The 24,110-nt window shown below is 70.3% G+C and carries 22 protein-coding genes and 1 pseudogene; 9 read left to right on the forward strand and 14 right to left on the reverse strand.

Annotation, left to right across the window (positions count from 1 at the left end; translation table 11 throughout):
• Positions 1-135 precede the first annotated feature (135 nt).
• The 5 genes from folP to IF09_RS0129465 all read left to right on the forward strand — a co-directional run bounded on the left by folP (position 136) and on the right by IF09_RS0129465 (position 3,157).
• Complete coding sequence (folP, locus tag IF09_RS0129445; RefSeq protein WP_030300732.1) at positions 136-1,008, forward strand: dihydropteroate synthase; 873 nt, start codon at positions 136-138, stop codon at positions 1,006-1,008.
• A gap of 49 nt (positions 1,009-1,057) precedes the next feature.
• Positions 1,058-1,501 (forward strand): nuclear transport factor 2 family protein, encoded by a 444-nt coding sequence (locus IF09_RS0129450; protein ID WP_030300733.1) that lies wholly within the window; start codon positions 1,058-1,060, stop codon positions 1,499-1,501.
• 130 nt (positions 1,502-1,631) lie between these two features.
• Entirely contained in the window at positions 1,632-1,991 is a 360-nt protein-coding gene (folB, locus tag IF09_RS0129455) for a dihydroneopterin aldolase (protein ID WP_030300736.1), read from the forward strand.
• Positions 1,988-2,596: a 2-amino-4-hydroxy-6-hydroxymethyldihydropteridine diphosphokinase gene (gene folK / locus IF09_RS0129460; protein WP_030300738.1), complete on the forward strand. Its 609-nt coding sequence runs from the start codon at positions 1,988-1,990 to the stop codon at positions 2,594-2,596. The genes folB and folK overlap by 4 nt, the downstream gene beginning before the upstream one ends.
• Positions 2,597-2,668: 72 nt before the next feature.
• Positions 2,669-3,157 (forward strand): DUF3180 domain-containing protein, encoded by a 489-nt coding sequence (locus IF09_RS0129465; protein ID WP_030300740.1) that lies wholly within the window; start codon positions 2,669-2,671, stop codon positions 3,155-3,157.
• 47 nt (positions 3,158-3,204) lie between these two features.
• On the opposite strand, the gene folE is transcribed toward IF09_RS0129465, so the two are convergent.
• From folE to dacB, 6 genes are all read right to left on the reverse strand, one after another.
• A complete protein-coding gene (gene folE, locus IF09_RS0129470; RefSeq protein ID WP_030300741.1) occupies positions 3,205-3,813 on the reverse strand; it encodes a GTP cyclohydrolase I FolE in 609 nt (202 codons plus the stop codon).
• Between the two features lie 111 nt (positions 3,814-3,924).
• The gene (gene ftsH, locus IF09_RS0129475) at positions 3,925-5,946 is read right to left on the reverse strand and encodes an ATP-dependent zinc metalloprotease FtsH (protein ID WP_030300743.1); all 2,022 of its coding nucleotides are present in this window, start codon (positions 5,944-5,946) and stop codon (positions 3,925-3,927) included.
• 197 nt (positions 5,947-6,143) lie between these two features.
• Positions 6,144-6,704: a hypoxanthine phosphoribosyltransferase gene (hpt, locus tag IF09_RS0129480; protein ID WP_030300745.1), complete on the reverse strand. Its 561-nt coding sequence runs from the start codon at positions 6,702-6,704 to the stop codon at positions 6,144-6,146.
• 66 nt (positions 6,705-6,770) lie between these two features.
• Positions 6,771-7,832: a tRNA lysidine(34) synthetase TilS gene (tilS, locus tag IF09_RS0129485; protein WP_030300747.1), complete on the reverse strand. Its 1,062-nt coding sequence runs from the start codon at positions 7,830-7,832 to the stop codon at positions 6,771-6,773.
• 291 nt (positions 7,833-8,123) lie between these two features.
• Entirely contained in the window at positions 8,124-9,251 is a 1,128-nt protein-coding gene (locus tag IF09_RS0129490; protein WP_030300749.1) for a zinc-dependent metalloprotease, read from the reverse strand.
• Between the two features lie 48 nt (positions 9,252-9,299).
• Positions 9,300-10,778, reverse strand: coding sequence for a D-alanyl-D-alanine carboxypeptidase/D-alanyl-D-alanine-endopeptidase (dacB, locus tag IF09_RS0129495; RefSeq protein WP_030300752.1), 1,479 nt, complete (start codon positions 10,776-10,778; stop codon positions 9,300-9,302).
• Between the two features lie 132 nt (positions 10,779-10,910).
• On the opposite strand from dacB, the gene IF09_RS0129500 reads away from it, so the two are divergent.
• From IF09_RS0129500 to IF09_RS44985, 3 genes are all read left to right on the forward strand, one after another.
• A complete protein-coding gene (locus IF09_RS0129500; protein ID WP_030300754.1) occupies positions 10,911-11,402 on the forward strand; it encodes an inorganic diphosphatase in 492 nt (163 codons plus the stop codon).
• A gap of 184 nt (positions 11,403-11,586) precedes the next feature.
• Entirely contained in the window at positions 11,587-13,227 is a 1,641-nt protein-coding gene (locus tag IF09_RS0129505; RefSeq protein ID WP_030300757.1) for a threonine/serine ThrE exporter family protein, read from the forward strand.
• Between the two features lie 276 nt (positions 13,228-13,503).
• Positions 13,504-14,211, forward strand: a complete 708-nt coding sequence (locus IF09_RS44985; protein ID WP_106975163.1) for a hypothetical protein — start codon at positions 13,504-13,506, stop codon at positions 14,209-14,211.
• Positions 14,212-14,364: 153 nt separating this feature from the next.
• On the opposite strand, the pseudogene IF09_RS0129515 reads toward IF09_RS44985, so the two are convergent.
• The 6 genes and pseudogenes from IF09_RS0129515 to IF09_RS0129540 all read right to left on the reverse strand — a co-directional run.
• Positions 14,365-15,012, reverse strand: a pseudogene (locus tag IF09_RS0129515) (VTT domain-containing protein); the annotation flags it as partial.
• A gap of 145 nt (positions 15,013-15,157) precedes the next feature.
• Positions 15,158-15,916: a MerR family transcriptional regulator gene (locus tag IF09_RS0129520; RefSeq protein WP_030300763.1), complete on the reverse strand. Its 759-nt coding sequence runs from the start codon at positions 15,914-15,916 to the stop codon at positions 15,158-15,160.
• A gap of 128 nt (positions 15,917-16,044) precedes the next feature.
• On the reverse strand, positions 16,045-16,602 hold the full coding sequence (locus IF09_RS0129525; protein ID WP_030300765.1) for a DinB family protein: 558 nt from the start codon (positions 16,600-16,602) through the stop codon (positions 16,045-16,047).
• Between the two features lie 85 nt (positions 16,603-16,687).
• Complete coding sequence (mrdA, locus tag IF09_RS0129530) at positions 16,688-18,769, reverse strand: penicillin-binding protein 2 (RefSeq protein ID WP_030300767.1); 2,082 nt, start codon at positions 18,767-18,769, stop codon at positions 16,688-16,690.
• Positions 18,770-18,843: 74 nt separating this feature from the next.
• A complete protein-coding gene (locus IF09_RS0129535; RefSeq protein ID WP_030300769.1) occupies positions 18,844-20,301 on the reverse strand; it encodes an aldehyde dehydrogenase family protein in 1,458 nt (485 codons plus the stop codon).
• 89 nt (positions 20,302-20,390) lie between these two features.
• Entirely contained in the window at positions 20,391-21,275 is an 885-nt protein-coding gene (locus IF09_RS0129540; RefSeq protein WP_078613522.1) for a helix-turn-helix domain-containing protein, read from the reverse strand.
• Positions 21,276-21,614: 339 nt separating this feature from the next.
• On the opposite strand from IF09_RS0129540, the gene IF09_RS0129545 reads away from it, so the two are divergent.
• Positions 21,615-22,133, forward strand: a complete 519-nt coding sequence (locus IF09_RS0129545; RefSeq protein WP_078613523.1) for an ATP-binding protein — start codon at positions 21,615-21,617, stop codon at positions 22,131-22,133.
• Positions 22,134-22,282: 149 nt separating this feature from the next.
• Here IF09_RS0129545 and IF09_RS0129550 read toward each other — a convergent pair whose 3' ends face one another.
• Together IF09_RS0129550 and IF09_RS0129560 are read right to left on the reverse strand one after the other, a co-directional pair.
• Complete coding sequence (locus IF09_RS0129550) at positions 22,283-22,498, reverse strand: DUF397 domain-containing protein (protein ID WP_051696354.1); 216 nt, start codon at positions 22,496-22,498, stop codon at positions 22,283-22,285.
• Positions 22,499-22,876: 378 nt separating this feature from the next.
• Complete coding sequence (locus tag IF09_RS0129560) at positions 22,877-24,046, reverse strand: DUF2786 domain-containing protein (protein ID WP_106975164.1); 1,170 nt, start codon at positions 24,044-24,046, stop codon at positions 22,877-22,879.
• Positions 24,047-24,110 lie beyond the last annotated feature (64 nt).

The raw sequence follows: 24,110 nt of genomic DNA on the forward strand, positions 1-24,110 counted from the left end.
CACCCGCGGCGCGCCGGGCTCCGGCGTTTCCGCGCAAGGGCTCGGGGGTTTTCGCCTACGGGCTCCCGCGTTCGCGCACCCGGGCGCCGGAACCCGCGTACGGCCCGGTCAGGGACGCGGCCCTACCCTGGAGCCATGAACATCAAGCGCGGGGCCGCCGGCAGGGGCCGGGTCGCAGGCCTGCCGGAATGGGACCGCTGCGGGGTCATGGGCGTCGTCAACGTCACCCCGGACTCCTTCTCCGACGGCGGGCGCTGGTTCGACACCACCGCCGCCGTCAAGCGCGGCCTCGACCTCGTCGCCCAGGGCGCCGACCTCGTCGACGTGGGCGGCGAGTCGACCCGCCCGGGCGCCTCCCGCGTGGACGAGGAGGAGGAGCTGCGCCGCGTCGTCCCCGTGGTGCGCGGCCTGGCCTCCGAGGGGGTCACCGTCTCCGTCGACACCATGCGGGCCTCCGTCGCCGCCCAGGCCGTCGCCGCCGGCGCGCTGCTGGTCAACGACGTCAGCGGCGGGCTCGCCGACCCCGGCATGATCCCGGCCGTGGCCGCCGCCGAGGTGCCGTTCGTCGTCATGCACTGGCGCGGCTTCAGCGACGGCATGAACCGCCTCGCCGTCTACGAGGACGTCCTCGCGGAGGTCACCGCCGAGCTCCGCACCCGCATCGACGCGGTCGTGGCCGGCGGGATCGCCCCCGAGCGGCTCGTCGTCGACCCCGGCCTCGGCTTCGCGAAGATGGCCGAGCACGACCTCGCCCTCGTCGCCCACCTCCCCGAGCTGCGCGCCCTCGGTTTCCCGCTGCTGGTAGCCGCCTCGCGGAAGCGTTTCCTCGGCCGGATCCTGGCCGGCGCCGCCGACGCCGCCCCGCCGCCCGCCCGCGAGCGCGACGCCGCCACCGCCGCCGTTTCCGCCATCGCCGCCCACCAGGGCGCCTGGGCCGTACGGGTCCACGAGGTACGGGCGACCGCCGACGCGGTTCGGGTGGCCCGCGCCGTGGAAGGGGCCCTGTGATCCGCCCCGCCGGCGGAGGGACCCGTACGGCAGCCAGGAGAGGGGAACGGTGAGCCTTACCGACATCGAAGCCGTCGAAGAGGTCAACACGGCCTTCTACGAGGCCATGGAGCGGGGGGACTTCGACGCACTGTCGGCGCTCTGGCTCGAGGACGAGATCTCCTGCGTGCACCCGGGCTGGCCGGTGCTCTCGGGCCGCGGCGAGGTGCTGCGCTCGTACGCGCTGATCATGTCCCACACCGACTACATCCAGTTCTTCCTCACCGACACGAAAGTCGCCGTCATAGGCGACACCGCACTGGTGACGTGCACGGAGAACATCCTCAGCGGCGGGCCCGCCGAGGACGGCGGAGAGCTCGGCCCGCTCGTCGGCCAGCTGGTCGTCGCCACGAATGTGTTCCGACGCACATCCGGGGGCTGGCGGCTCTGGTCCCACCACGGTTCTCCCGTCCTGACGGACTCCGACGAGGACGAGGAGGAGGACTCCGCCTGACCCCTCCGGCGGGATCCGGGGGCTTTCGCAGGTAAATTCGAAGACGGACGACGCCGACCGCACTCGGCGTAGGCCCATGGATCCGGGGAGTCCCGGACCGGAAGCACCTACGAAAGCAGGAGTGATTCGCGTGGATCGTGTCGCGCTGCGCGGCCTCAAGGCTCGCGGGCACCACGGCGTCTTCCCCCGGGAACGCGAGGAAGGCCAGACCTTCATCGTCGACCTGGTGCTCCACATCGACACCCGCCCCGCGGCGGCCGACGACGACCTGGCGAAAACCGTGCATTACGGGGTAGTCGCGGAGGAAGTCGTCGATGTGGTCCAGGGAGAGCCCGTCGACCTGATCGAGACCCTCGCCGAGCGGATCGCCCAGCAGTGCCTGAAGCACGAAGCGGTCGCAGAGGTGGAGGTCGTCGTCCACAAACCGGACGCCCCCATCACCGTCCCCTTCGACGACGTGACCATCACGATCACCCGGAGCCGCGTGTGAACAACGGACTGAACGCCCAGAGCGACCCCACCGTCCAGCCGGTGCCCGCATCCGTCGTGGAGACGGTGGATGCGGCCGACACGACCCTGTCCAACCCGAAGTGGGCCGTCATCGCGCTCGGCGCGAACCTCGGCAACCGCCTGGAGACCCTCCAGGGCGCCATCGACGCCCTCGGCGACACCCCCGGCATGCGGGTCAAGGCCGTCTCCCCCGTCTACGAGACCGAGCCGTGGGGCGTCGAGCCCGGCTCCCAGCCGTCGTACCTCAACGCGGTCGTCCGCGTACGGACCACGCTGCCCCCGTCTTCCCTGCTGGAGCGCGGCCACGCCATCGAAGAGGCCTTCGACCGCGTCCGCGACGAGCGCTGGGGCCCGCGCACCATCGACGTCGACATCGTGTCGTACGCCGAGGTGGTATCGGCCGACCCGGTCCTCACCCTCCCCCACCCGCGGGCCCACCAGCGGGCCTTCGTCCTGGCCCCGTGGAACGACATCGACCCCGGGGCGCAGATCCCCGGGCACGGCCCGGTCGCGTCCCTGCTGGCCGGAATCGGCCTGGTCGGCGTCACGCCGCGGCCGGACCTGGAACTCCGCCTCCCCGAGTAGTCGTTAACCTGTGGCTGCAGCCTGTGGACTGCGGCGGCTGACGACTTGGCGCGGAAAGCGGGGAACGGGCACGTGAAGCAACTGAGGCCGGCGGTCCTGGCGGGGATCTTCGCCGTCGCCGGGGTGCTGTCCTGGGCGGGCGCCCGGCTGTGGAACGCGTACGGGACCCTGCCGGGCGTCCCGCTGGCCGCGCCCATCGTCCTCGGCGCCATCGCGGTCGTCCTGCTGGCCACCGCCCTCTCGCTGCGGTCCCGCCTCAAGGCCCAGCGCGAGCGGCGGCCGGGCGCCAAGGGCGTGGAGCCGCTGATGGCGGCCCGCGCGGTCGTCTTCGGACAGGCCAGCGCCCTCGTGGCGGCCCTCGTGGCGGGCATGTACGGCGGCGTGGGCGCCTTCCTGTGGGCCAACGGCCTGGAGGTACCCGCCCGCCGCGACCAGGCCTGGTACGCCGCCTTCTCGGTCCTGGCCGGGGCGGCGGTCATCGCCGCCGCCCTCTTCCTGGAGCACGTCCTGAAGCTCCCGGAAGACGACGACACCAGCCCCCACTCCCCCTCCCGCGCCTGAAGCGGCCTCCGGCCGGGGCCGGGGGCCGGGGTCAGCTGGTCAGCTGGTCAGCGCGCCATGATCAGGCTCATGGCCTCGTTGCGGGTCGCGGGGTCGCGGAGCTGGCCGCGGACCGCCGAGGTGATGGTCTTCGCGCCGGGCTTGCGGACCCCGCGCATCGTCATGCACATGTGCTCGCACTCGATGACGACGATGACCCCGCGCGGCTCCAGGATCTCCATCAGGGAGTCCGCTATCTGCGTGGTCAGCCGCTCCTGCACCTGCGGGCGGCGGGCGAACACGTCCACGAGGCGGGCCAGCTTCGACAGGCCGGTGATCTTGCCGTCGGTGGACGGGATGTAGCCGACGTGCGCGACGCCGTGGAACGGCACGAGATGATGTTCGCAGTTGCTCATGACCTCGATGTCCTTGACCAGGACCATCTCGTCGTGGCCCAGGTCGAACGTGGTCGTCAGGACCTCTTCGGGCTTCTGGTAGAGGCCGGCGAATATCTCCTTGTACGCCCGCGCCACGCGCGCCGGGGTTTCGAGGAGGCCTTCGCGGTCCGGGTCCTCGCCGACCGCGATCAGAAGTTCGCGGACCGCCGCCTCGGCGCGCTTCTCGTCGAACTCGCCGATCGTGCCCTCGTCACCGGTCAGGGTCACTGGGTCGGTCATCTCTTCCTCGTTCCTGTGTGCACTGGCGCTCGCGGACACGCAAAAGTGCCGCGCCCCCCAGGCTAGAACCTGGGGGGCGCGGCATCCATTCCGGGACGGTCCGGCCGAGGGCTACTCGGCGCGGTCCTCCGGGGACGGCTCCTTCTCCACGGACACGGCCGGCGCGCTCGCCGCCGTGCCGTTCGCCGAGTTCGTCAGCTGGAGCTCCTTGGGAGAGAGCACCGGCGGACGGGTCGACGGGGTGCGGTGCGAAGAGCCGGTCCACGCCGGGCGGGCCGGGCGCTTCACGATCGTCGAGAAGACCTCGGCGATCTCCTCCTTGCCCAGCGTCTCCTTCTCGAGGAGCGCGAGGACCAGGTTGTCGAGGACGTCGCGGTTCTCGACCAGGATCTCCCAGGCCTCGTTGTGCGCGGTCTCGATGAGCTTCTTGACCTCTTCGTCGACCAGCGCCGCGACCTCTTCCGAGTAGTCCCGCGGGTGCGACATCTCGCGGCCCAGGAACGGCTCGGTGTTGTCCCCGCCGAACTTGATCGCGCCGAGGCGCTCGGTCATGCCGTACTGGGTCACCATCGCGCGGGCCGTCGCCGTGGCCTTCTCGATGTCGTTCGCCGCGCCGGTGGTCGGGTCGTGGAAGACCAGCTCCTCGGCCGCGCGCCCGCCCAGCATGTACGCGAGCTGGTCGAGCATCTCGTTGCGCGTGGTCGAGTACTTGTCCTCGTCGGGCAGGACCATGGTGTAACCCAGGGCCCGGCCGCGGGACAGGATCGTGATCTTGTGGACCGGGTCGGAGTTCGGGGAGGCCGCCGCGACCAGGGCGTGGCCGCCCTCGTGGTACGCGGTGATCTTCTTTTCCCGGTCCGACATGATCCGGGTCCGCTTCTGCGGGCCCGCCACGACGCGGTCGATGGCCTCGTCCAGCATGTGGTTGTCGATCAGCTTGCGGTCCGAGCGGGCGGTCAGCAGCGCCGCCTCGTTCAGGACGTTGGACAGATCGGCACCCGTGAAGCCGGGGGTGCGGCGGGCGACGGCCGAGAGGTCGACGTCCGGAGCGACCGGCTTGCCCTTCTGGTGGACCTTGAGGATCTCCAGACGGCCCTGCATGTCGGGACGGTCGACCGCGATCTGCCGGTCGAAGCGGCCCGGGCGCAGCAGTGCCGGGTCGAGGATGTCCGGGCGGTTCGTGGCGGCGATCAGGATGACGCCGCCCTTCACGTCGAAGCCGTCCATCTCGACGAGCAGCTGGTTCAGGGTCTGCTCGCGCTCGTCGTGGCCGCCGCCGAGGCCCGCACCGCGGTGCCGGCCGACGGCGTCGATCTCGTCGACGAAGACGATCGCCGGGGCGTTGGCCTTGGCCTGCTCGAACAGGTCGCGGACACGCGAGGCACCGACACCGACGAACATCTCGACGAAGTCGGAACCGGAGATCGAGTAGAACGGCACGCCCGCCTCGCCGGCGACGGCACGCGCCAGCAGGGTCTTGCCGGTGCCGGGCGGGCCGTAGAGCAGCACGCCCTTGGGGATCTTCGCCCCGACGGCCTGGAACTTGGCCGGCTCCTGCAGGAACTCCTTGATCTCGTGGAGTTCCTCGACGGCCTCGTCCGAGCCCGCGACGTCGGCGAACGTCGTCTTCGGGGTGTCCTTGGTGATGAGCTTGGCCTTGGACTTCCCGAAGTTCATCACCCGGGAGCCGCCGCCCTGCATCTGGTTCATCAGGAACAGGAAGACGACGACGATGAGGACGAAGGGCAGCAGGGAGAGCAGCACGCTGAGGAACGGGCTGGTCTTGTCCGGCGAGACGGTGTACCCGTTCGGGATCTGACCGGCTTCGTACTTGGTCTGGAGGTCCTTGGCGAGCCCGACGCCCTGGTCCCCGATGTAGTTGGCCTGGAACTTGGTGCCGTCGTTGTCGCCGAGCTTCTGGTCCTTCTTCAGCTCGATCTTGATCATCTGGCTGTCACCGGTGGTGAGCTTGGCGCTCTCCACCTGGCCACTGTTGATCGCCTTGATGACCTCGCTGGTCTCCACCGACTTGTAGCCGCCGCCGGAGCCGACGACGTTCATCAACACGACCACGGCGAGGACGGCCAGCACGATCCACATGACCGGCCCACGGAAGTATCGCTTCACGTCCATCCATACGGGGCGCCAGGCGCCCCGTCCCTCCTGCCCGTAGGTAAATGCTGCTGTGAGTAAAGACTGTTCTTCGGAATGTACCCCTGTATTGTCACCCGCGGCCTCGTGGGACGGCTGACAGAACTGCTTTCCCCTGCTCCAACGGCAGGAATCGTTCCAGGGTTCCCCTGTGCGGGCCCCGACCGGGGCCCGCGGCGTCAGCCGCCGTAGACGTGCGGGGCGAGGGTCCCGACGAACGGCAGGTTGCGGTACTTCTCCGCGTAGTCGAGGCCGTAACCGACGACGAACTCGTTCGGGATGTCGAAGCCGACCCACTTCACGTCGATCGCGACCTTGGCGGCGTCGGGCTTGCGCAGCAGCGTGACGACCTCGAGCGAGGCCGGCTGGCGGGAACCCAGGTTCGACAGCAGCCAGGACAGGGTCAGGCCCGAGTCGATGATGTCCTCGACGATCAGGACGTGCTTGTCCTTGATGTCGGTGTCCAGGTCCTTGAGGATCCGGACCACACCGGAGGACTGGGTCCCGGCGCCGTACGAAGACACCGCCATCCAGTCCATGGTGAGCGGGGTGGACAAGGCGCGCGCCAGGTCCGCCATCACCATCACCGCGCCCTTGAGGACGCCGACGATGAGCAGGTCCTTGCCCGCGTACTCCGCATCGATCTTCGCCGCCAGCTCGGTCAGCTTCGCGTCGATCTCTTCCTTGGTGATGAGCACCGACTGGAGGTCGCTGCCCATGTCCTTCTCGTCCACCCGCATCACTTTCGTCGACGGCCGGGGCTCCGGGGGTTTCCCCCGGAGGACTCAGCCGTGGTTCAGCACCAATCAGCCCTGCCGGATGACAAGTCTGCCACCCTGCCGCTGGGCTTCGACCCGGCCGGGCAGGTTGATGGCGCCCTGACCCCGCCATCCGGTGATGAGCCGGTCCACTTCCTCGATGTGGCGGGCGAAGAGGGAGCCTGCGGGGGAACCGGCCGCGACCACGGCCCTGCGCAGCACGCGGCGGCGGACGGCCGGGGGCAGGGCGTAGAGCTTCGCGCACTCCAGACGGCCGTCCTCGTCCCGCACGCCGGTCTCGGCCTCGGCGGCCCAGGCGTCGAGGGCGTCGGCGTCGTCTCGGGACAGCTGGGCGGTGCGGGCCAGCGCCTCGACCACGCCCTTGCCCAGCGCCTTCTCGAGGGCGGGCAGTCCCTCGTGGCGGAGCCGGGAGCGGGTGTAGGCGGGGTCGATGTTGTGCGGGTCGTCCCAGACCGGGAGGGACTGGACCATGCAGGCCTTGCGGGCGGTCTGCCGGTCGACCTGGAGGAAGGGGCGGCGGTAGCGGTGGCTGCGGCCCGGGCCGCCGGAGACTTCGGCCATGCCGGACAGCGAGCGGATGCCGGAGCCGCGGGCGAGCCCCAGCAGGACGGTTTCGGCTTGATCGTCCCGGGTGTGACCGAGCAGCACGGCGGCGGCTCCCAGGCGGTCCGCGGCCTCGTCCAGGGCGGCGTAGCGGGCGTCGCGGGCGGCGGCCTCGGGCCCGCCGTCGCGGCCGACGCGCACGGCGACGGACTCCACCGGGTCGAGGCGGAGCGCGGTCATGCGGGTGACGACCTCGGCGGCGCGCAGGTCGGAGCCCACTTGGAGCCCGTGGTCGACGGTGATGCCGCCGGCCCGGATGCCGAGCTTGGGCGCCTCGAAGGCGAGGGCGGAGGCGAGCGCCATGGAGTCGGCGCCGCCGGAGCAGGCGACGAGTACGAGTGGCGGAGAGCCGGCTGCGGCGGCGGGGGTCCTCCCGGACGGAGCCGTGGAGAGGCCGGCAGGACGGTCGGTGAGGTCGGTGAGGACGTCGTGGAGTACGCGGCGGACCGCCAGGCGTATCGCCGCGACCGCAGGATGGGGACCCATGTCCGGTGCCCTTCGGTGGAGTTCGGATGCCTCGAAGGCTGGGGGTGTGGTGCTGGAACCGCTGCTGTTCGGTGCTGTTCGACGCTGCCCGGTGCCCCGGCCCCCGTGAGGAGCCCCCGCCGGGAGCCCCCGCGAGATGAGGGGTTGTCACTCAGAGTGCGTCGATGGTGACAGAACCGAGCCGTTCCCTGAGCATCGCACGGCCTTCCACGCCTCACGGTCCCTCGGACGGGTGACGCTGCTTCCCCCAGTGAGACATGTTTACGCCCCCTGAGTCACTCCCCTTCGCTTCTATTCGCCCTTGCGGTGCACCCGCGCGACCCAGTCCGCGGGCTTGGCGATCTCCGCCTTCGTCGGCAGTGTGTTCGGTGAGGTCCAGACCCGGTTGAAGCCGTCCATGCCGACCTGGCCGACGACGGCGCGTACGAAGCGCTCGCCGTCGCGGTACTGGCGCAGCTTGGCGTCGAGCCCCAGCAGCTTGCGCAGCGTGGCGTCGAGGCGGCCCGCGCCGCTGGCCCTGCGCTGCTGGAACTTCTCCCGGATCTCGGCGACCGAGGGCACCACCGCGGGGCCGACCCCGTCCATGACGTAGTCGGCGTGGCCCTCCAGCAGGGACATGACGGCGGTCAGCCGGCCGAGCACCTCGCGCTGCTCGGGACTCTGGACGAGCTCGACCAGGGAGCGGCCCTCGTCGCCCTGCTCGGAGTCGGGGCGGGCGCCGGCGAAGGACTGCGCGGCCTCGCGCAGCCGCTCGAGGATGGTCGCCGGGTCCATCTCGGTCGCGCCGAGGAACGTCTGGATCTCGCCCTCGAGGTGGTCGCGGAGCCAGGGAACCGCGGTGAACTGCGTACGGTGCGTCTCCTCGTGCAGGCAGACCCACAGCCGGAAGTCGTGCGGGCGCACGTCCAGCTCGCGCTCGACGTGCACGATGTTCGGGGCCACGAGCAGCAGCCGGCCGCCGCCCGTGGCCGAGCCCGGCAGGTCGCGGCCGGCCGGGGCGAAGGTCTCGTACTGGCCGAGCACGCGGGAGGCCAGGAAGCTGAGCAGCATGCCCAGCTCGACGCCGGTGACCTTGCCGCCGACCGCGCCGAGGACGGCGCCGCCGGGGGCGCCGGCGCGGCGTTCCTGCATCTTGCCGAGGAGGGGGGACAGGAGCTCGCGGAAGCCGGCCACGTTGGCCTTGACCCAGCCGGCCCGGTCGACGACGAGGACGGGGGTGTCGGGGACGGCCGTGCCCTCGGGGATCATCCGCGTGAACTCGCGTACGTGGCGTTCGGAGGTCCTGGCATGCCTGCGCAGTTCCGCCACCACGGCCCGGGCCTCGTCGCGGCTGACCTCGGGACCCGGCCGCACCAGCCGGGCCGCGGTCGCCACCGCGAGATTCCAGTCGACCATCTCGGCACCACCGATGCTCGTCATGCGTCAACGGTACGTGGACCAGCGCCGATGCGGAGCCCCCCGGAATCCCTACGAGGCGCGGGCGACGGCCGCCGCGAGCTTGTCGAGGCCCTTCTCCGCGGCCCCCGCGTCGGTGGTGTTCGCGGTCAGGAACGCGAAGGCGAGGAGTCGGCCGGAGGGGTCGACGACGGTCCCGGCGAGGGAGTTCACCCCGTTCAGGGTGCCCGTCTTGGCCCGGACGAGGCCGGCGGCCGGGGAGCTTCCGGCGTTGCGGCTGCGCAGGGTCCCGGTGAATCCGGAGACGGGCAGTCCGGTGAGCACGGGCCGCAGCTCCGGCCGCTGCGGGTCGGCGGCCTTGGCCAGGAGCCCCGTCAGCAGGGCGGTGTTGATCTTGTCGGCGCGGTTGAGGCCGCTGCCGTCGGCGAAGCGGGCGCCGGCGGTGTCGACGCCGAGGCCGGTGAGCCGGTCCTTGACGGCCTTCTCCGCGCCCTCGAAGCTCGCGGGCTGTCCGGAGGCGAGGGCGGTCTGGCGGGCCAGGACCTCGGCGATGTCGTTGTCGCTGTTGGTCAGCATCCGCTCGACGAGCCCGGCGAGCGGGGTGGAGAGGGTGGTGGCGAGCGGCTGGGCGCCGGCGGGGGCCTTGGCCTCGGCGGGGTCGGCGCTGACCTTGATGCCGCGTTCCTTGAGAAGGGCGGCGAAGGAGCGGGCGGTCTCCTCGGCGGGGTCCTCGACCCGCTCGACGGGGCCGGAGGTGGAGTCGTCGGGCCGGCCCTCGTCAGCCGCCAGGGCCGTGACCAGCGCGATGTTGGGGTTGTGGCCGATCGGGTGGAGGGCGGGTCCGGTGAAGAGGGTGTCGTCGTAGCCGAGCCGCACGGTGTCGGTGCCGGCGGCCTTGAGGGCCTGGGCGGTGTCGGCGGCGAGCGCGACGAGGCTGCCGCCGGATCCGGCGGGGCTCTTCTTCTTGGCCGTGAGGGAGGGGTCGCCGCCGCCGACCAGGACGATCTCTCCGGGGCCGGCGCCGGGGGCCACGGTGGTCCGGATCCGGTGCTCGGGGCCGAGCGCGGCCAGCGCTGCCGTCGCGGTGGCGATCTTGATGGTGGAGGCGGGGGTCATGGCCTCGCGCGCCCCGGACTCGAAGAGCACCTGGCCGGTGGCGGTGTCGACGACCGAGGCGGTACGGACCGTCCCGAGCGCGGGGTCGGCCAGGAGCGGCCGCAGGGCCGCGGCGAGCCTCCCGGGATCGGTGGCCGCGACCCCGCTCCCGGCCTTGAGCGCGGCGCCGGAACCGATGCCCGGGAGCACCCCGGGAGCGCTGGGCGCGGCCTGCGGAACGACCCCGCCGCCGTGGTCCGCGCCGTGATCTGCGCCACCCGTAAGGCCCCAGGAGGCGGCCCTGTCCCGCTCGGCCTTACGCTGGCCGGAGTCCCAAGGACCGGCAGCGGCCACCGCAGCCACCGACAGGGCGAGGCCGGCGACGGCCGACACCGCGATGAGCTGCCACGTCTTGACCAATGGCACCTCGGACCAGCCCCTTTCGCGATCACACATATGCGTGAGGGACACTTAACCACTGCGTCTTGCCGCGAGCATGGCACCCCACCCGCAGGGCTGGGCCGGACGCGCGCGCAGATGAATCAATGCAGTCTCGAAGCAATGAAGCTGATCATGGAGGAGCAGGACGTGGAGTTCGACGTCACCATCGAGATCCCCAAGGGTTCGCGGAACAAGTACGAGGTGGACCACGAGACCGGCCGGATCCGTCTGGACCGTCGCCTCTTCACCTCCACCAGCTACCCGGCCGACTACGGCTTCGTCGAGAACACCCTCGGTGAGGACGGCGACCCGCTGGACGCCCTCGTCATCCTGGACGAGCCCACCTTCCCGGGCTGCCTGATCAAGTGCCGCGCGATCGGCATGTTCAACATGACCGACGAGGCGGGCGGCGACGCCAAGCTGCTGTGCGTGCCGGCCTCGGACCCGCGCGTGGAGCACCTGCGCGACATCCACCACGTGTCGGAGTTCGACCGCCTGGAGATCCAGCACTTCTTCGAGGTCTACAAGGACCTGGAGCCGGGCAAGTCGGTCGAGGGCGCCAACTGGGTGGGCCGCGCCGAGGCCGAGGCCGAGATCGAGGCCTCCTTCAAGCGCCTCGAGGCGCAGGGCGGCCACTGAGCCGTGCCGGGTGAGGGGTAGGCGGGATCTCCCCCCGGCCCCGTGACACCCCGGGCGGTACTCCCTCACGGAGGGGGTGCCGCCCGTTGTCGTACCCGGCTCCGGTCCGCAGCCGGGCCGGTATCGCCGCGGATGGCAGCGTTCCGCATACTGGTACCGCGGGTGATCACGGAGGGGAGGACGCGTGGCGGAGACCGACGGGGCGCAGGACAGGAAGCCCACGTCCGACGAGGCGCACAGCGCCTTCACCCCGCCGCCCGGAATCGAGCCGGAGCCGGTCGACGCGGACCAGCCGACCTCGGAGTTCGCCGTGCCGGAGGGACTCCCCCCGGTGCCCGCAGAACCCGAAGGCTCCGCGTTCGCGCCGCCGGCCACCTACAGCGCCCAGAACTCCCCGCCCGCCCACCTTCCCGGGCACGGGCTCCCCGTCTCCCGCATGACGGAGTCCCCCTGGCAGGACCGCATGCGCACCATGCTGCGCATGCCGGTCGACGTACGGCCCGTCCCCGAGGCCGTGCACAAGCACAGCGAGACCGGGCCCGCCGTTGGCCGCGTACTGGACCTGACCCTGCGCATCGGCGAGCTGCTGCTCGCGGGCGGCGAGGGCGCCGAGGACGTGGAGGCCGCGATGTTCGCGGTGGCCCGCTCGTACGGGCTGGACCGCTGCGAGCCCACGGTCACCTTCACGCTGCTGTCGATCACCCACCAGCCTTCCCTCATCGACGACCCGGTCTCGGCGAGCCGGACCGTGCGCCGCCGCGGCACCGACTACACCCGCCTGGCCGCCGTCTACCAGCTGGTGGACGACATCAGCGCGCACGAGATCGAGCTCTCGCTCGAGGACGCCTACCGGCGCCTCGCCGAGATCCGCCGCAACCGGCACCCGTACCCCTCCTGGATCCTCACGGCCGCCGCCGGGCTGCTCGCCGGGGCCGCCTCCACCCTGGTCGGCGGTGGCGTGTTCGTCTTCTTCGCGGCCGCGATCGGGGCGATGCTCGGCGACCGGCTGGCCTGGCTGTGCGCCGGGCGCGGGCTGCCGGAGTTCTACCAGTTCGTGGTGGCCGCGATGCCGCCCGCCGCGATCGGCGTGGCCCTGAAGCTGGCCGAGACCGACGTACGCGCCTCCGCGGTGATCACCGGCGGGCTGTTCGCGCTGCTGCCCGGGCGGGCCCTGGTCGCCGCCGTGCAGGACGGCCTGACCGGCTTCTACATCACCGCCTCCGCCCGGCTGCTGGAGGTCATGTATCTCTTCATCGGCATCATCATGGGCGTGCTGGTCGTGCTGTACCTCGGGCTCCAGCTCGGCGCCTCGCCGAAGCCGGAGGAGGTCCTCCAGATCACCCAGCGGCCGCTGATCCAGATCGCGGCCTCGATGGTGCTGGTGTTCACGTTCGCGATCCTGCTCCAGCAGGAACGTTCCACCGTGTGGATCGTGACGCTGAACGGCGGGGTCGCCTGGGTGACCTTCGGGGCCCTGCACTACGCGGGCGGCATCCCGCCCGTGCCCTCCACGGCCATCGCCGCCGGGCTGGTCGGCCTGTTCGGCCAGCTCTTCTCGCGCTACCGCTTCGCCTCGGCCCTTCCGTACACGACGGCGGCCATCGGCCCGCTGCTGCCGGGCTCGGCGACGTACTACGGGCTGCTGCTGATCGCCGAGAACCGGCTGAACGAGGGCCTCGGCTCGCTGGTGAACGCCGCCGCCATCGCGCTGGCCATCGCGATCGGGGTCAACCTCGGCTCCGAGACCTCGCGGCTTTTCATGCGGATCCCGGGGGCCGCCAGCGCGGCCAAGCGCCGCGCCGCGAAGCGTACCCGCGGCTTCTGAGGCCCTTTCCGTCCAGCTGATCGTTCAACGGCATTCCGGTTTCCGGAATGCCGTCGCCGCGGCATGGACGCCTTTCCGGAAAACCGCGGTGCGGGTTCCGGGAAATCAAGGAATGCGTCGAAACAACCTGTCAAGTCCCGAATTCGCGGGACATGCCTTCGTGCGGCGGCCCGCGCTTACTTGAGGCACGGGCCGACCAGGTTCGTGAGATCCCGGCACCGGCCGGACCAGCGCCGGAACCGGGATACACCCCTCTCGACGCACAAGGAGAATCCCATGCCGAAGACAGCCTTGACCCGGCATTTCGTGACGTTGGCGACGACGACCGCCCTGGCGGCCGGAGTCGTGGCGCTGCCCGCCAGCGCATTCGCCGCGACGCCGCACAAGACTGCCGCAGCCAGTCACACCGACCTCGTCAACGACAAGAATGACGGCCGGAACAAGAACCGCAACGGAAAGCAGAACAACAACAAGCACGGAAAGGGAAAGGGGAAGGGGAGCGGCGGGCACAATAAGCATCCGGCGCCGCCGAAGCTGCCCTTGCCGCCGCTGCCGCCGAAGCTTCCGATACCGCTGCCCCCGGGACCGGTGCCGCCCAAGCTGCCGATCCCGCTGCCGCCACTCCCGGGCCTGCCGCTGCCGAAGCCGCCGCTGCCGCTGCCCCCGGTGCCGAAGTTCCCGATCCCGGTGCCGAAGATCCCGCTGCCGCCGCAGCCGCCCAAGCTGCCCTTCCCGCTGCCGCTGCCGGTACCGCCGAAGCTGCCGATCCCGCTGCCTCCGGTACCCAAGCTGCCGATCCCGGTACCACCCAAGCTGCCGATCCCGCTGCCTCCGGTACCCAAGCTGCCGATCCCGGTACCGCCCAAGCTGCCGATCCCGCTGCCTCCGGTACCCAAGCTGCCGATCCCGCTGCCGCCCGTACCGAAGCTGCCGATCCCGGTACCGCCGCTGCCGTTCCCCCTGCCCTTCCCGCTGCCCTTCTGACCCCCACAGCAAGGACTCGAGGAGACCGCAGGACCAACGGCAACAGCACGAGGGCGGGCGCCCCCAGGGGGCGCCCGCCCTTCGCGCGGCTCCACCGCCTACGGCGGCCCGGACTGCGTTCTAGCGCTTGGCGTGGCGGCGGCGCTCGCCGCCGGCCGGCGCCGCATCGGCGCCGCCGTTCGCCTTCGCCTCCTTGCGGGCCTTCAGCACCTCGAAGATCACCGGGATGAGCGAGAGGAGGACGATCAGGACGAGGATCGCCTCGATGTTGGTCTTGATGAAGTCGATCTGGCCGAGCCAGAAGCCCGCGACCGTGAGCCCGGCACCCCAGGCGATACCGCCGATGACGTTGTACGTCAGGAACGTGCGGTACTTCATCGAGCCGGCGCCCGCGACCATCGGGGCGAACGTACGGACGATCGGCACGAAGCGGGCGAGCACGATGGCCTTCGGGCCGTGCTTCTCCATGAACTCGTGCGCCTTGTCCAGGTTCTCCCGCTTGAAGAGCTTCGACTTCGGCCGGTTGAAGAGCTTCGGCCCGAAGACCTTGCCGATCATGTAACCGACCTGGTCACCGACGATCGCGGCCACCGAGATCAGGGTGCAGACCAGCCACAGCGGCTGCTTGATGTACTCGCCGTTCGCGACCAGCAGGCCTGCCGTGAACAGCAGGGAGTCGCCGGGCAGGAAGGCGAACAGCCCGGACTCCGCGAAGACGATGACCAGGATGCCGATCAAGCCGTAGTGCGAGATCAGATAGTCCGGGGACAGCCACTCAGGGGCGAGCGCAAGCGTGTACACGAGTTCCGGGCTCTCCTGGATCGGGGGTATCGCGGCGGGCGTCCGCGGGTGCATCGGACATGACGGCGGTTTCAATTATCAACGCACAGGACCCCCTCCCGGTTCCAGTCAGCGGGAGGGGGCCGTGTGGGGAACATCCGGCTTTCTACACCGCGCGGATGGCGTTCGCGACGATCGCGTCCCGTACGAACACCGCCAGACCGGGACGGATCGTGTCGTAATAGGCCGTAAAGCGCTCGTCCGCGACGTACATCTCACCCAGGCACGTGTGCATCTCGTGCGAGCAGGTGTAGCAGTTCCGGTCGATCCACCCGCGGTGCTCCTCGGCCACGTCCATGGCCTCGTCGGATTCCGCGGACGCACCGGCGTCCAACAGCTCGGCGAACCTCCGGTTGATCCCGTCCGCCTCGGCCTGGAAGCGCTTCCAGTCTTCCTTCGTGTAGGTGGCCGCCCGGCGGGCGGACTCCTTGTACGCGTCCGTGTCGCCCCAGCGCTGGTGCGCCTCGTCCGCGTACTCGTCGGGATCGAAGTCCCCGAAGACCTCGAACTTCTCCTCGGGCGTGAGGTTGATGCCCATTCTCTCTGCCTCCATGGCGTGCTCCACGGCCTCGGCCATCTGCTGGAGCCGGGCGATCCGGTCGGACAGGAGGGCATGCTGCCGGCGCAGGTGCTCCCTCGGGTTCGAGTCCGGATCGTCCAGCAGGACCGCGACCTCTTCGAGCGGGAAGCCGAGCTCCCGGTAGAACAGGATCCGCTGCAGCCGGTCGAGGTCGGCGTCGTCGTAACGCCGGTGACCCGCGCTGCTGCGGCTGCTCGGGGAGAGCAGGCCGATCTCGTCGTAGTGGTGCAGGGTGCGCACCGTGACTCCGGCGAATCCGGCGACCTGTCCCACGGAGTAGCTCATCGTTTCCGCTCCTCTGGTCGGGTACGCCCTTCACTCTGAGTCCTCACGCCACGTGAGGTGCAAGTCCTCTCCGGGGCGGGTCCGCGGGACGGGCCGGAGCGGGGCCGGATCCGAGCGGCCCCACACCCCTAGCGCGCAGGCGGCCAGGTGTCGCCGTTGGCCGCGGCCACGAGCTCGAAGGCCGTCTTGCCGTCCAGCGACTCGCGGACGACGTCCGCGTGGCCGGCGTGGCGCGCGTGCTCCTCCACCAGGTGCAGGAGCAGCCAGCGCATCGAGACCCGGCCCTCCTTCGGGAACCACGGCGCCTCGGGGAGCGGGAACGTGTCGTCCAGGCTCGGCACTGCATGGATGAACTTCTCCAGCTCCTCCACGACCCCGTCCCAGAACTCCAGGATCCCCGGGATGCTCTCGCCTTCGACCAGGCGGAAGCTGTCTCCCCAGGTCTCCTGCGTGCGCTGCCGCTCGTTCGGCAGCTGCTGCGCCATCCGCAGCCAGTTCAGCTCCGTCTCCGCGACGTGCTTCAGCAGCCCCGACAACGACAGCTCGCTCGCGCTCGGGCGGCTCGCCGCCTGCTCCTCGGTGAGGCCGAGCACCGCCCGCCGCAGTGCGCCGCGCTGGGCCTCCGCGAAGGACAGGAGCGCGCCGCGCTCGTCACCGTAGGACTCTGCCGGAACGTGAGTGACCATGCTGATCTACCGCCTTCTCGGTGTGCTCCTGCTGACAAGAAACACGCTACGGAGTGATGCGGTCAGGTTCTGTCCTCAACCCGGGTCATTCGGTGACGCCTTCCGGCCGGATCGCCGGCAGTGCCGTCTGCGGCTTCGGAAGCAGGGCCTTGGACAGGTCCTGGCCGCCCTTCTCGTCGAGCCCGTACATCGCCTCGTAGATCTTGCGCACCGCCGGCCCGGAGGCCCCGGAGCCCGTACCACCCTGGGAGATCGTCATGACGATCGCGTAGTCCTCGGTGTACGAGGCGAACCACGAGGTGGTCTGCTTGCCCTGGACCTCCGCGGTGCCCGTCTTCGCGTGCATCGGGATCTGCTTCTGCGGCCAGCCGCCGAACCGCCAGGCCGCGCTGCCCGTGGTGGCCACCGAGGCGAGCGCGCCGTCGATGTCGTCGCGCAGCTGCGCGTCCATGGGCAGCCGGCCCTGCTCCTTGGGCGCGATCTCCTTGACCGAGGTGCCGTCGGCGCTGACGATCGCCTTGCCGACGCTCGGCTGGTGCAGCGTGCCGCCGTTGGCGATGGCCGCGTAGATCGACGCCATCTGGATCGGGGTGACGAGGGTGTCGCCCTGGCCGATGGAGTAGTTGATCGCGTCGCCCTCGCGGAGCTGATTGCCCTGGCGGCAGTTCTCGTACGCGATCTTCTCGGCGTACGAGCCGTCCTTCTTGCCGTCCCGGCACCAGGCGGCCTTGTTCGCCTCGAAGAAGTCCTTCTTCCACTGGCGGTCGGGGACCCGGCCGTTCACCTCGTTGGGCAGGTCGATGCCGGTCGCCTTGCCCAGGCCGAACTCGTGGGCCGTCTTGAGGAACCAGTCGCTCGGGTCCTTCTTGGGGTTGATCCCGCCGTCCTTCTTCCACTCCTTGTCCGCGAGGGCGTAGTAGACGGTGTCGCAGGAGACCTCGAGGGCCCGCCCGATGGTGATGTCGCCGTAGCCCTGCGACTCGAAGTTGGTGAAGTTCTGGCTGCCCACCGAGTACGAGCTGGGGCAGCCGTACCGCCCGTTGAAGGGGTACCCGGCGTTCACCGCGGCGGTCGAGGAGACGACCTTGAAGATCGAACCCGGGGCCGCCTGGCCCTGGATCGCGCGGTTGAGCAGCGGGTAGTTGGAGTCCTTGTCGGTGAGGGACTCGTAGTCCTTGGCGGAGATGCCGCCGACCCACGCGTTCGGGTCGTAGGTCGGGTTGGAGGCCATCGCGACGATGCGGCCGGTCTTGGCCTCCATGACGACGACCGCCCCTGAGTCGGCCTCGTAGTTCCTGCGCGTGTTCTTGTCGTACCCCTTGCGGGCCTCGATCATCGCGTTGTTCAGCTCGCGCTCGGCCACCGCCTGCACCCGCGAGTCGATCGAGGTGACGACGTTCGAGCCGGGCGTCGGCTTGTCGGCCTGCGCCTGCCCGATGACCCGCCCGAGGTTGTCCACCTCGTAGCGCGTGACGCCGGCCTTGCCGCGCAGCTCCTTGTCGTATGTGCGCTCCAGGCCGGAGCGGCCCACCTGGTCGGAGCGCAGGTACGGGGAGTCGGTCTTCTTGGCCTTGGTGATCTCCGCGTCGGTGACCGGCGAAAGGTAGCCGAGCACCTGCGAGGTGTTGGCCCCGTCGGGGCCGGCGTAGCGGCGCAGGGCGGTCGGCTCGGCGGTGATGCCGGGGAACTGTTCGGCGTGTTCCCTTATCTCCAGCACCTGGTCCGTGGTCGCCTCGTCGGTGACGGGGATCGGCTGGTACGGGGAGCCGTTCCAGCACGGCTTCGGCGTCTTGGCATCGCACAGCCGGACGCTGTTGACCACGTCCTCGGGATCGAGGCCGAGGACGCCGGCGAGCCGGGTCAGTACGCCCTTGCCTTTGTCCTTCATCCTGGTGAGGTCGGTACGGCTGGCGGAGACGACCATGCGCGTCTCGTTGTCGGCCAGCGGGACCCCGCGGGAGTCCAGGATCGAGCCGCGCACGGCGGGCTGGACGACCTGCTGGGTGTGGTTGTTCTTCGCCTCGTCCGTGTACTCCTGGCCGTTGCGGACCTGGAGGTACCAGAGGCGCCCGCCGAGGGTGAGCAGCAGCGAGAAGACGACCACCTGGATCACGACCAGGCGGTTCTGGACCCGGGGCGTGCGCCCCGTCTCCGGAATGTTGCTCAACTCAGGTCTCCCCCGGAACGCTGCCCGCCGCTGACTCGCACGAGTCTAGAGCGAGCGCGGAAGGGGAAGCGCGGTCAGAAGGGGAAACTCGTCCTGCCGTGCTGCACCGAGATCCACTTCTGGGTGGTGAACGCCTCGATCGTGGCCTCGCCGTTCAGCCGGCCCAGGCCCGAGGACTTCTCCCCGCCGAACGCGGCGAGCGGCTCGTCGCCGATGGTCGAGTCGTTGACGTGGATCATCCCGGTCTCGATCCGCTGGGCGAAGCGCACGCCCCGCTCCACGTCCCGCGTGTGCACGGCGCCGCTCAGCCCGTACGGGGTCGCGTTGGTCAGCCGTACGGCCTCGTCCTCGCCGTCGAAGACCACCAGCAGTGCCACCGGGCCGAAGATCTCCTGGCCGAGCAGCGGGGAGTCCTCGGGGAGGCCGGCCAGCACGGTCGGCTCGACCAGGTTGCCGCGCGTAGATCCGCGGACGAGGGCCTGCGCCCCGGATTCCACGGCCTGGTCCACGAGCGCGGTCAGCGCGTCGGCCTGGAAGGAGTTGATCAGCGGGCCGATGTGGGTGTCCGCCTCGCGGGGGTCACCGGTCTTCAGGCTCCGCACCCGGGCGGTGAACTTCTCGGTGAACTCCTCAGCGATCGAGGCGTCCACGAGGATCCGGTTGGCGGCCATGCAGACCTGGCCCTGGTAGACGAAGCGGCTGAAGACGGCCGCGTCCACCGCGTAGTCGAGGTCGGCGTCGTCGAGGACGACGAGGGCGCTGTTGCCGCTGAGCTCCAGGACCGTCCGCTTGAAGTGCCGGGCGGCGACGGAGCCCACGTGCCGGCCGACCCGGTCGGAGCCGGCGAAGGAGATGACCTTCGGGACGGGGTGCGTGAGGAGCGCGTCGCCTATCTCGGCGATGTCGGTGACGAGCACGCTGAGGAGCCCGGCCGGCAGGCCCGCGTCCTCGAAGATCTTGGCTATGACCCCGCCGCCGACCACGGGTGCGTTCTGGTTCGGCTTGATCACCACGGCGTTGCCCAGCGCCAGGGCCGGGGCGACCGACTTCAGGGTGACCAGGAACGGGAAGTTGAAGGGGCTGATCACGGTGACGACGCCGACCGGGAGGCGCTGGACCCGGTTCTCCTTGCCCTCGACGGGCGAAGCGAGGATCCGCCCCTCGGGGCGGATGGCCAGCTGGATCGACTCGCGGATGAACTCCTTGGCGAGGTGGACCTCGTACTCGGCCTTGGGACGCGTCCCGCCGAGCTCGTCGATCATCGCCTCGATGATCTCCTTCTCGCGCTCCTCGGTGATCCGCAGGGCGCGTTCCAGGACGGCGCGTCTGGCGTACGGGCTGGTGGCGGCCCACTCTCTCTGGGCGCGCTCGGCGCCGAGGTAGGCCCGGTCCACCTGCTCGACGGTGGCCACGGTGATGGCCGCGAGCTTCTCCCCGTTGTACGGGTTGACGTCGATGATGTCCCACGAACCGGTGCCGGCCAGCCATTCGCCGTCGATGTACTGGTGAGCCAGGTCGTCGAATATGGACATGCCATCCCTTACTGCGAGCGCGCACCCGTGCGCTGCACCGGAGACCGATCGGTCATCATGCACTGATCAGACGTCATACTACGTGCGAATCAAGACAGTTGGAGCAGGCCACGGAGAAGATCCCGGGTCCGGTCAGGGTCGGGGCAGTCGGCCTGAAGCCGCTCCATCGCCCGTTCGTACTGCGCCACTTCCTCGTCTTTGTCCAGGTAGAGGGCACTGGTGAGCTGTTCCAGATAGACGATGTCCTGGAGGTCGGACTCCGGGAAGCGCAGCAGGGTGAAGGCTCCGCTTTCGCCGGCATGGCCGCCGAAGGAGAACGGCATCACCTGGAGCTGCACGTTGGGTCGCTGGGAGACCTCGATGAGGTGCTCCAACTGGCCGCGCATGACGTCGCGGTCGCCGTACGGGCGGCGCAGCGCGGCCTCGTCGAGGACGGCGTGGAAGACCGGGGCGCTCTCGGAGACGAGCACTTTCTGGCGCTCCAGGCGCAGCGCGACACGGCGGTCTATCTCGGCCTTCGTGGCGCCGGGCATGCCACGGCTCACGACGGCCTGGGCGTAGGCCTCGGTCTGCAACAGGCCGTGGATGAACTGGACTTCGTAGATCCGGATGAGCGAGGCCGCGCCCTCCAGGCCGATGTACGTCTGGAACCACCCGGGCAGTACGTCGCCGTAACTGTGCCACCAGCCGGCCGCGTTGGCCTCGCGGACCAGACCCAGCAGGGACTCCCGCTCCGCGCCGTCCGTGACTCCGTAGAGCGTGAGGAGGTCCTCCACGTCCCTTGCCTTGAAGCTCACCCTTCCCAACTCCAAGCGGCTGATTTTCGATTCGGATGCGCGGATCGAGTAGCCGGCCGCCTCACGGGTGATGCCGCGGGATTCTCGGAGTCGCCTGAGCTGAGAGCCCAGGAGGATGCGGCGCACCACAGAACCGCTTGCTTCTGCGGTCACTTGTCCTGCCCTCCCCATCGCCATGTGTACGCGTGGTCTGCGCGTGGTGTGCGTCGCCGGGGCCCCCGTACCCCAGGGCCCGCAGTCTGCCACCAAAACGCATCGGCCCGTACTCGTTCTGTAACGGAATCCCGCCCGTCGCAGAAGAAGTCCGTAAGTATGCGTAGGAAGAAATGAGCAAGAACCATCACGGGAGTGGACAGGTCCGGCGCGTGCACGTGCATCTGCCCTTGCATCCAGCTTCTGCATTGGGAACGATGGTGCCGCGCACCTGCGTGCTCTTCGCGCCGGCGCCGGACCCACCCCGCAGTTCTTTCTGGACGGAGCGCGCCGCTCCGCCCGCGAATCCCGGGAGTGCCTCGCATGGGGACGAATGGATCGACCATGCTCGAGCCGTTACGGCAGGGGCTGCCCCCGGTCGACCCCACGGCTGTCTCCGGGTCCGCCTCCTGCGCTCTGCCCGCCCGCTTCGAGGCGGTGCGGGGCGCCCGTTCGTTCACCCGGTCCACCCTGTCCCAGTGGGGCCTCGACGACCGCTTCGACGACGTGGCCCTGGTCGTCTCCGAACTCGTGACCAACGCGCTGCGCCATGCCCTGCCGGAGGACACCAGGCCGGCGACCGGCGGCGCGGGCCAGCCGGAGGCCTCGGTACGGCTGCACCTGATGCGGTGGAGCACCCGGCTGGTGTGCGCGGTACGGGACCCCAGCGAAGACCGGCCGGGCGGGTCGTTCGCGCCGGAGCGGACGCAGGAGAACTGCGACCTGGAGTCGGGGCGGGGGCTGTTCCTCGTGGATGCGTACAGCGACAGCTGGGGCTGGCACCCGCTCGCGGGACGGCTGACCGGCAAGGTGGTCTGGGCGCTGTTCATGCTGCACGAGTAGGCAGCGGCACACGCAGGCACATACGGGCATACGACGACTGGCCGGGGTTGATCATTTCGATCAGTCCCGGCCAGTGCACGTGCATGGCTTGATCGGTGCGCCGTTCCTCGGGGCGATCGGACGATGTGCCGATCGGTCGATCAGGCGATTCAGGCGATCAGGTGGTCGAACTCGCCGTCCTTGACGCCCAGCAGCAGTGCCTCTATCTCGGCCGGCGTGTAGACGAGCGCGGGCCCGTCCGGAAAGCGCGAGTTGCGCACGGCGACAGCTCCACCCGGCAGCTTGGCGAACTCGACACAGGAACCTTGCGAGTTGCTGTGTCTGCTCTTCTGCCAGGTCACTCCGTCGAGTTCTGCAGCTGCCATCCCGTTGTACGCGTGGTCCACAGGAAGCCCCCGATAGTGCAGATGTCAACTGCACCGGATCATAGCTGTGTTCATAAGCGCATGCATGGGCAGATGCACGTGCACGCGGAGGGTGCTCCCCTGATCACTGTCAGGGAAGAACTCGGGTGGATCAGGGGCGAATCAGACCCTTATAAGGATTGAATCAAGGCGCACGGGGATGCGCGGGCCTGCACGGCACGCCCTTCAGTACGCGTCGAGCACTCCCCCAGTACCCGTTCAGAACTCCTTCAGATTTCAAGAAACTGCCGATATGGCCCGCTCCCTGGGCAGGTCGATGCGCCTCCTGAGGTCGGAGACCCAGGCCCTGCGAAGCGAGGCCGGCGAGCGCGAGACCCCCTAGCGGGGCAGCGGGCGGCGCTTGCCGCCCATGTGCGCGCGGTCGGCGGCGGCCGTGCCGTCCTCCCAGCCCGCGTGGTCGGTGGCCCCGCGCAGCCGGGTGGTCGTGGTCCGGGGGAACATCTCGTCCGCCCGCGAGGTGACGGCGACGTCACGGGCCACCAGGGCGGGCAGGTTGTCGGGGGCCTCGGCGACGGTGTGCTCGGCCGTCTCGGCGAGGCGCTGGCCGAGCCGGCTGGCGTACGCGAGCAGGAAGGACTGCCGGAACGTCTTGGTCCGCTTGCGCCCGCCGGAGCGCTGGGCGGCCTCGGCGCGGGTCATGGCGGCGGTCCCCTGCACGAGCAGGGACGTGTAGAGCAGCTCGACGGCCTCCAGGTCGCTCTCGAACCCCACCACGGTGGAGAACTCGTAGGCGCTGTTCCACACAGCCCGACAGCGGTTGGCAGTGGCGACGGCGTCCAGCAGCACGGCCTTGGCCTCTTCGTACGGCGCCTCGACCCCGATCCGGCAGGCCGCAGGCACCTGAGCGGGCCCCTGGCCGCTCGCCGCGAGCACCGCCTCGTCGACCGTGTGCCGGGCCATCAGCTCCTGCGCCTTGGCGCTGAGCGCCTCGGCCTCCTCCGGGAAGGTGGTCGCCTCGGCCTTGGCGAGCAGGGCCCGGATGCGGCCGAGCATGCGGGGCTCGATGTGCGCGTGCTCCAGGGCATCGCCGGCCGGGTCCCCGGGCAGGGCTCCCACGGGCTCGACGGAGGGCAACCGGATCAGCAGCCGGAAGACCTCGAGCAAGGCCGTGGCAAGGCTGAACCGATCGGCCTTCTCCCGCTGCACGAGCCGTTCCCCGTACTCGCCGTCCTCTCCCCACCACACCTCGGCATCGGTCCACCGCTCGGGGAGCCGGGCGTACCGGCGCGCCTCGGCGGCGATCAGGTCGCGGGTGATCCGCAGATGCCTCTCGCCGAGGTCCCGCCCCACCAGCCGGAGCACGTCGGCGGGCTGCCACCCCCGCTCCCAGGCCTGCCGTACGTACGCCTCCCCGCGCCCCAGCAGCTCCCGCCCGACCCCGCCCCACCGCCCACCGTCCCCGACGAGCACCGAGGCCCCGGCATCCAGCCCGGCATCGTCCTGGCTGTAGAGGGCGGCTTCACAGGCACGATCGACAATCTCTCTCACCCCCTCAGCTTTACACGCCCCCACCCCTGTCTCTTATACACATCTCCGAGCCCACGAGACTAGG

Origin of the sequence: Streptomyces katrae (assembly GCF_000717655.1) — a bacterium.
Classification (GTDB): Bacteria; Actinomycetota; Actinomycetes; order Streptomycetales; family Streptomycetaceae; genus Streptomyces; species Streptomyces katrae_B.

Coding starts and splice junctions, on each gene's coding strand:
- IF09_RS0129490 (WP_030300749.1), bottom strand. CDS start 9,251: ATGACGAGCATCGGTGGTGCCGAGATGGTCGACTGGAATCTCGCGGTG.
- IF09_RS0129535 (WP_030300769.1), bottom strand. CDS start 20,301: ATGTCCATATTCGACGACCTGGCTCACCAGTACATCGACGGCGAATGG.
- hpt (WP_030300745.1), bottom strand. CDS start 6,704: ATGCGGGTGGACGAGAAGGACATGGGCAGCGACCTCCAGTCGGTGCTC.
- IF09_RS0129525 (WP_030300765.1), bottom strand. CDS start 16,602: ATGGTCACTCACGTTCCGGCAGAGTCCTACGGTGACGAGCGCGGCGCG.
- tilS (WP_030300747.1), bottom strand. CDS start 7,832: ATGGGTCCCCATCCTGCGGTCGCGGCGATACGCCTGGCGGTCCGCCGC.
- folP (WP_030300732.1), top strand. CDS start 136: ATGAACATCAAGCGCGGGGCCGCCGGCAGGGGCCGGGTCGCAGGCCTG.
- IF09_RS44985 (WP_106975163.1), top strand. CDS start 13,504: ATGCCGAAGACAGCCTTGACCCGGCATTTCGTGACGTTGGCGACGACG.
- dacB (WP_030300752.1), bottom strand. CDS start 10,778: ATGTGTGATCGCGAAAGGGGCTGGTCCGAGGTGCCATTGGTCAAGACG.
- folE (WP_030300741.1), bottom strand. CDS start 3,813: ATGACCGACCCAGTGACCCTGACCGGTGACGAGGGCACGATCGGCGAG.
- IF09_RS0129550 (WP_051696354.1), bottom strand. CDS start 22,498: ATGGCAGCTGCAGAACTCGACGGAGTGACCTGGCAGAAGAGCAGACAC.
- IF09_RS0129520 (WP_030300763.1), bottom strand. CDS start 15,916: ATGAGCTACTCCGTGGGACAGGTCGCCGGATTCGCCGGAGTCACGGTG.
- IF09_RS0129545 (WP_078613523.1), top strand. CDS start 21,615: ATGGGGACGAATGGATCGACCATGCTCGAGCCGTTACGGCAGGGGCTG.
- ftsH (WP_030300743.1), bottom strand. CDS start 5,946: ATGGACGTGAAGCGATACTTCCGTGGGCCGGTCATGTGGATCGTGCTG.
- IF09_RS0129540 (WP_078613522.1), bottom strand. CDS start 21,275: ATGGCGATGGGGAGGGCAGGACAAGTGACCGCAGAAGCAAGCGGTTCT.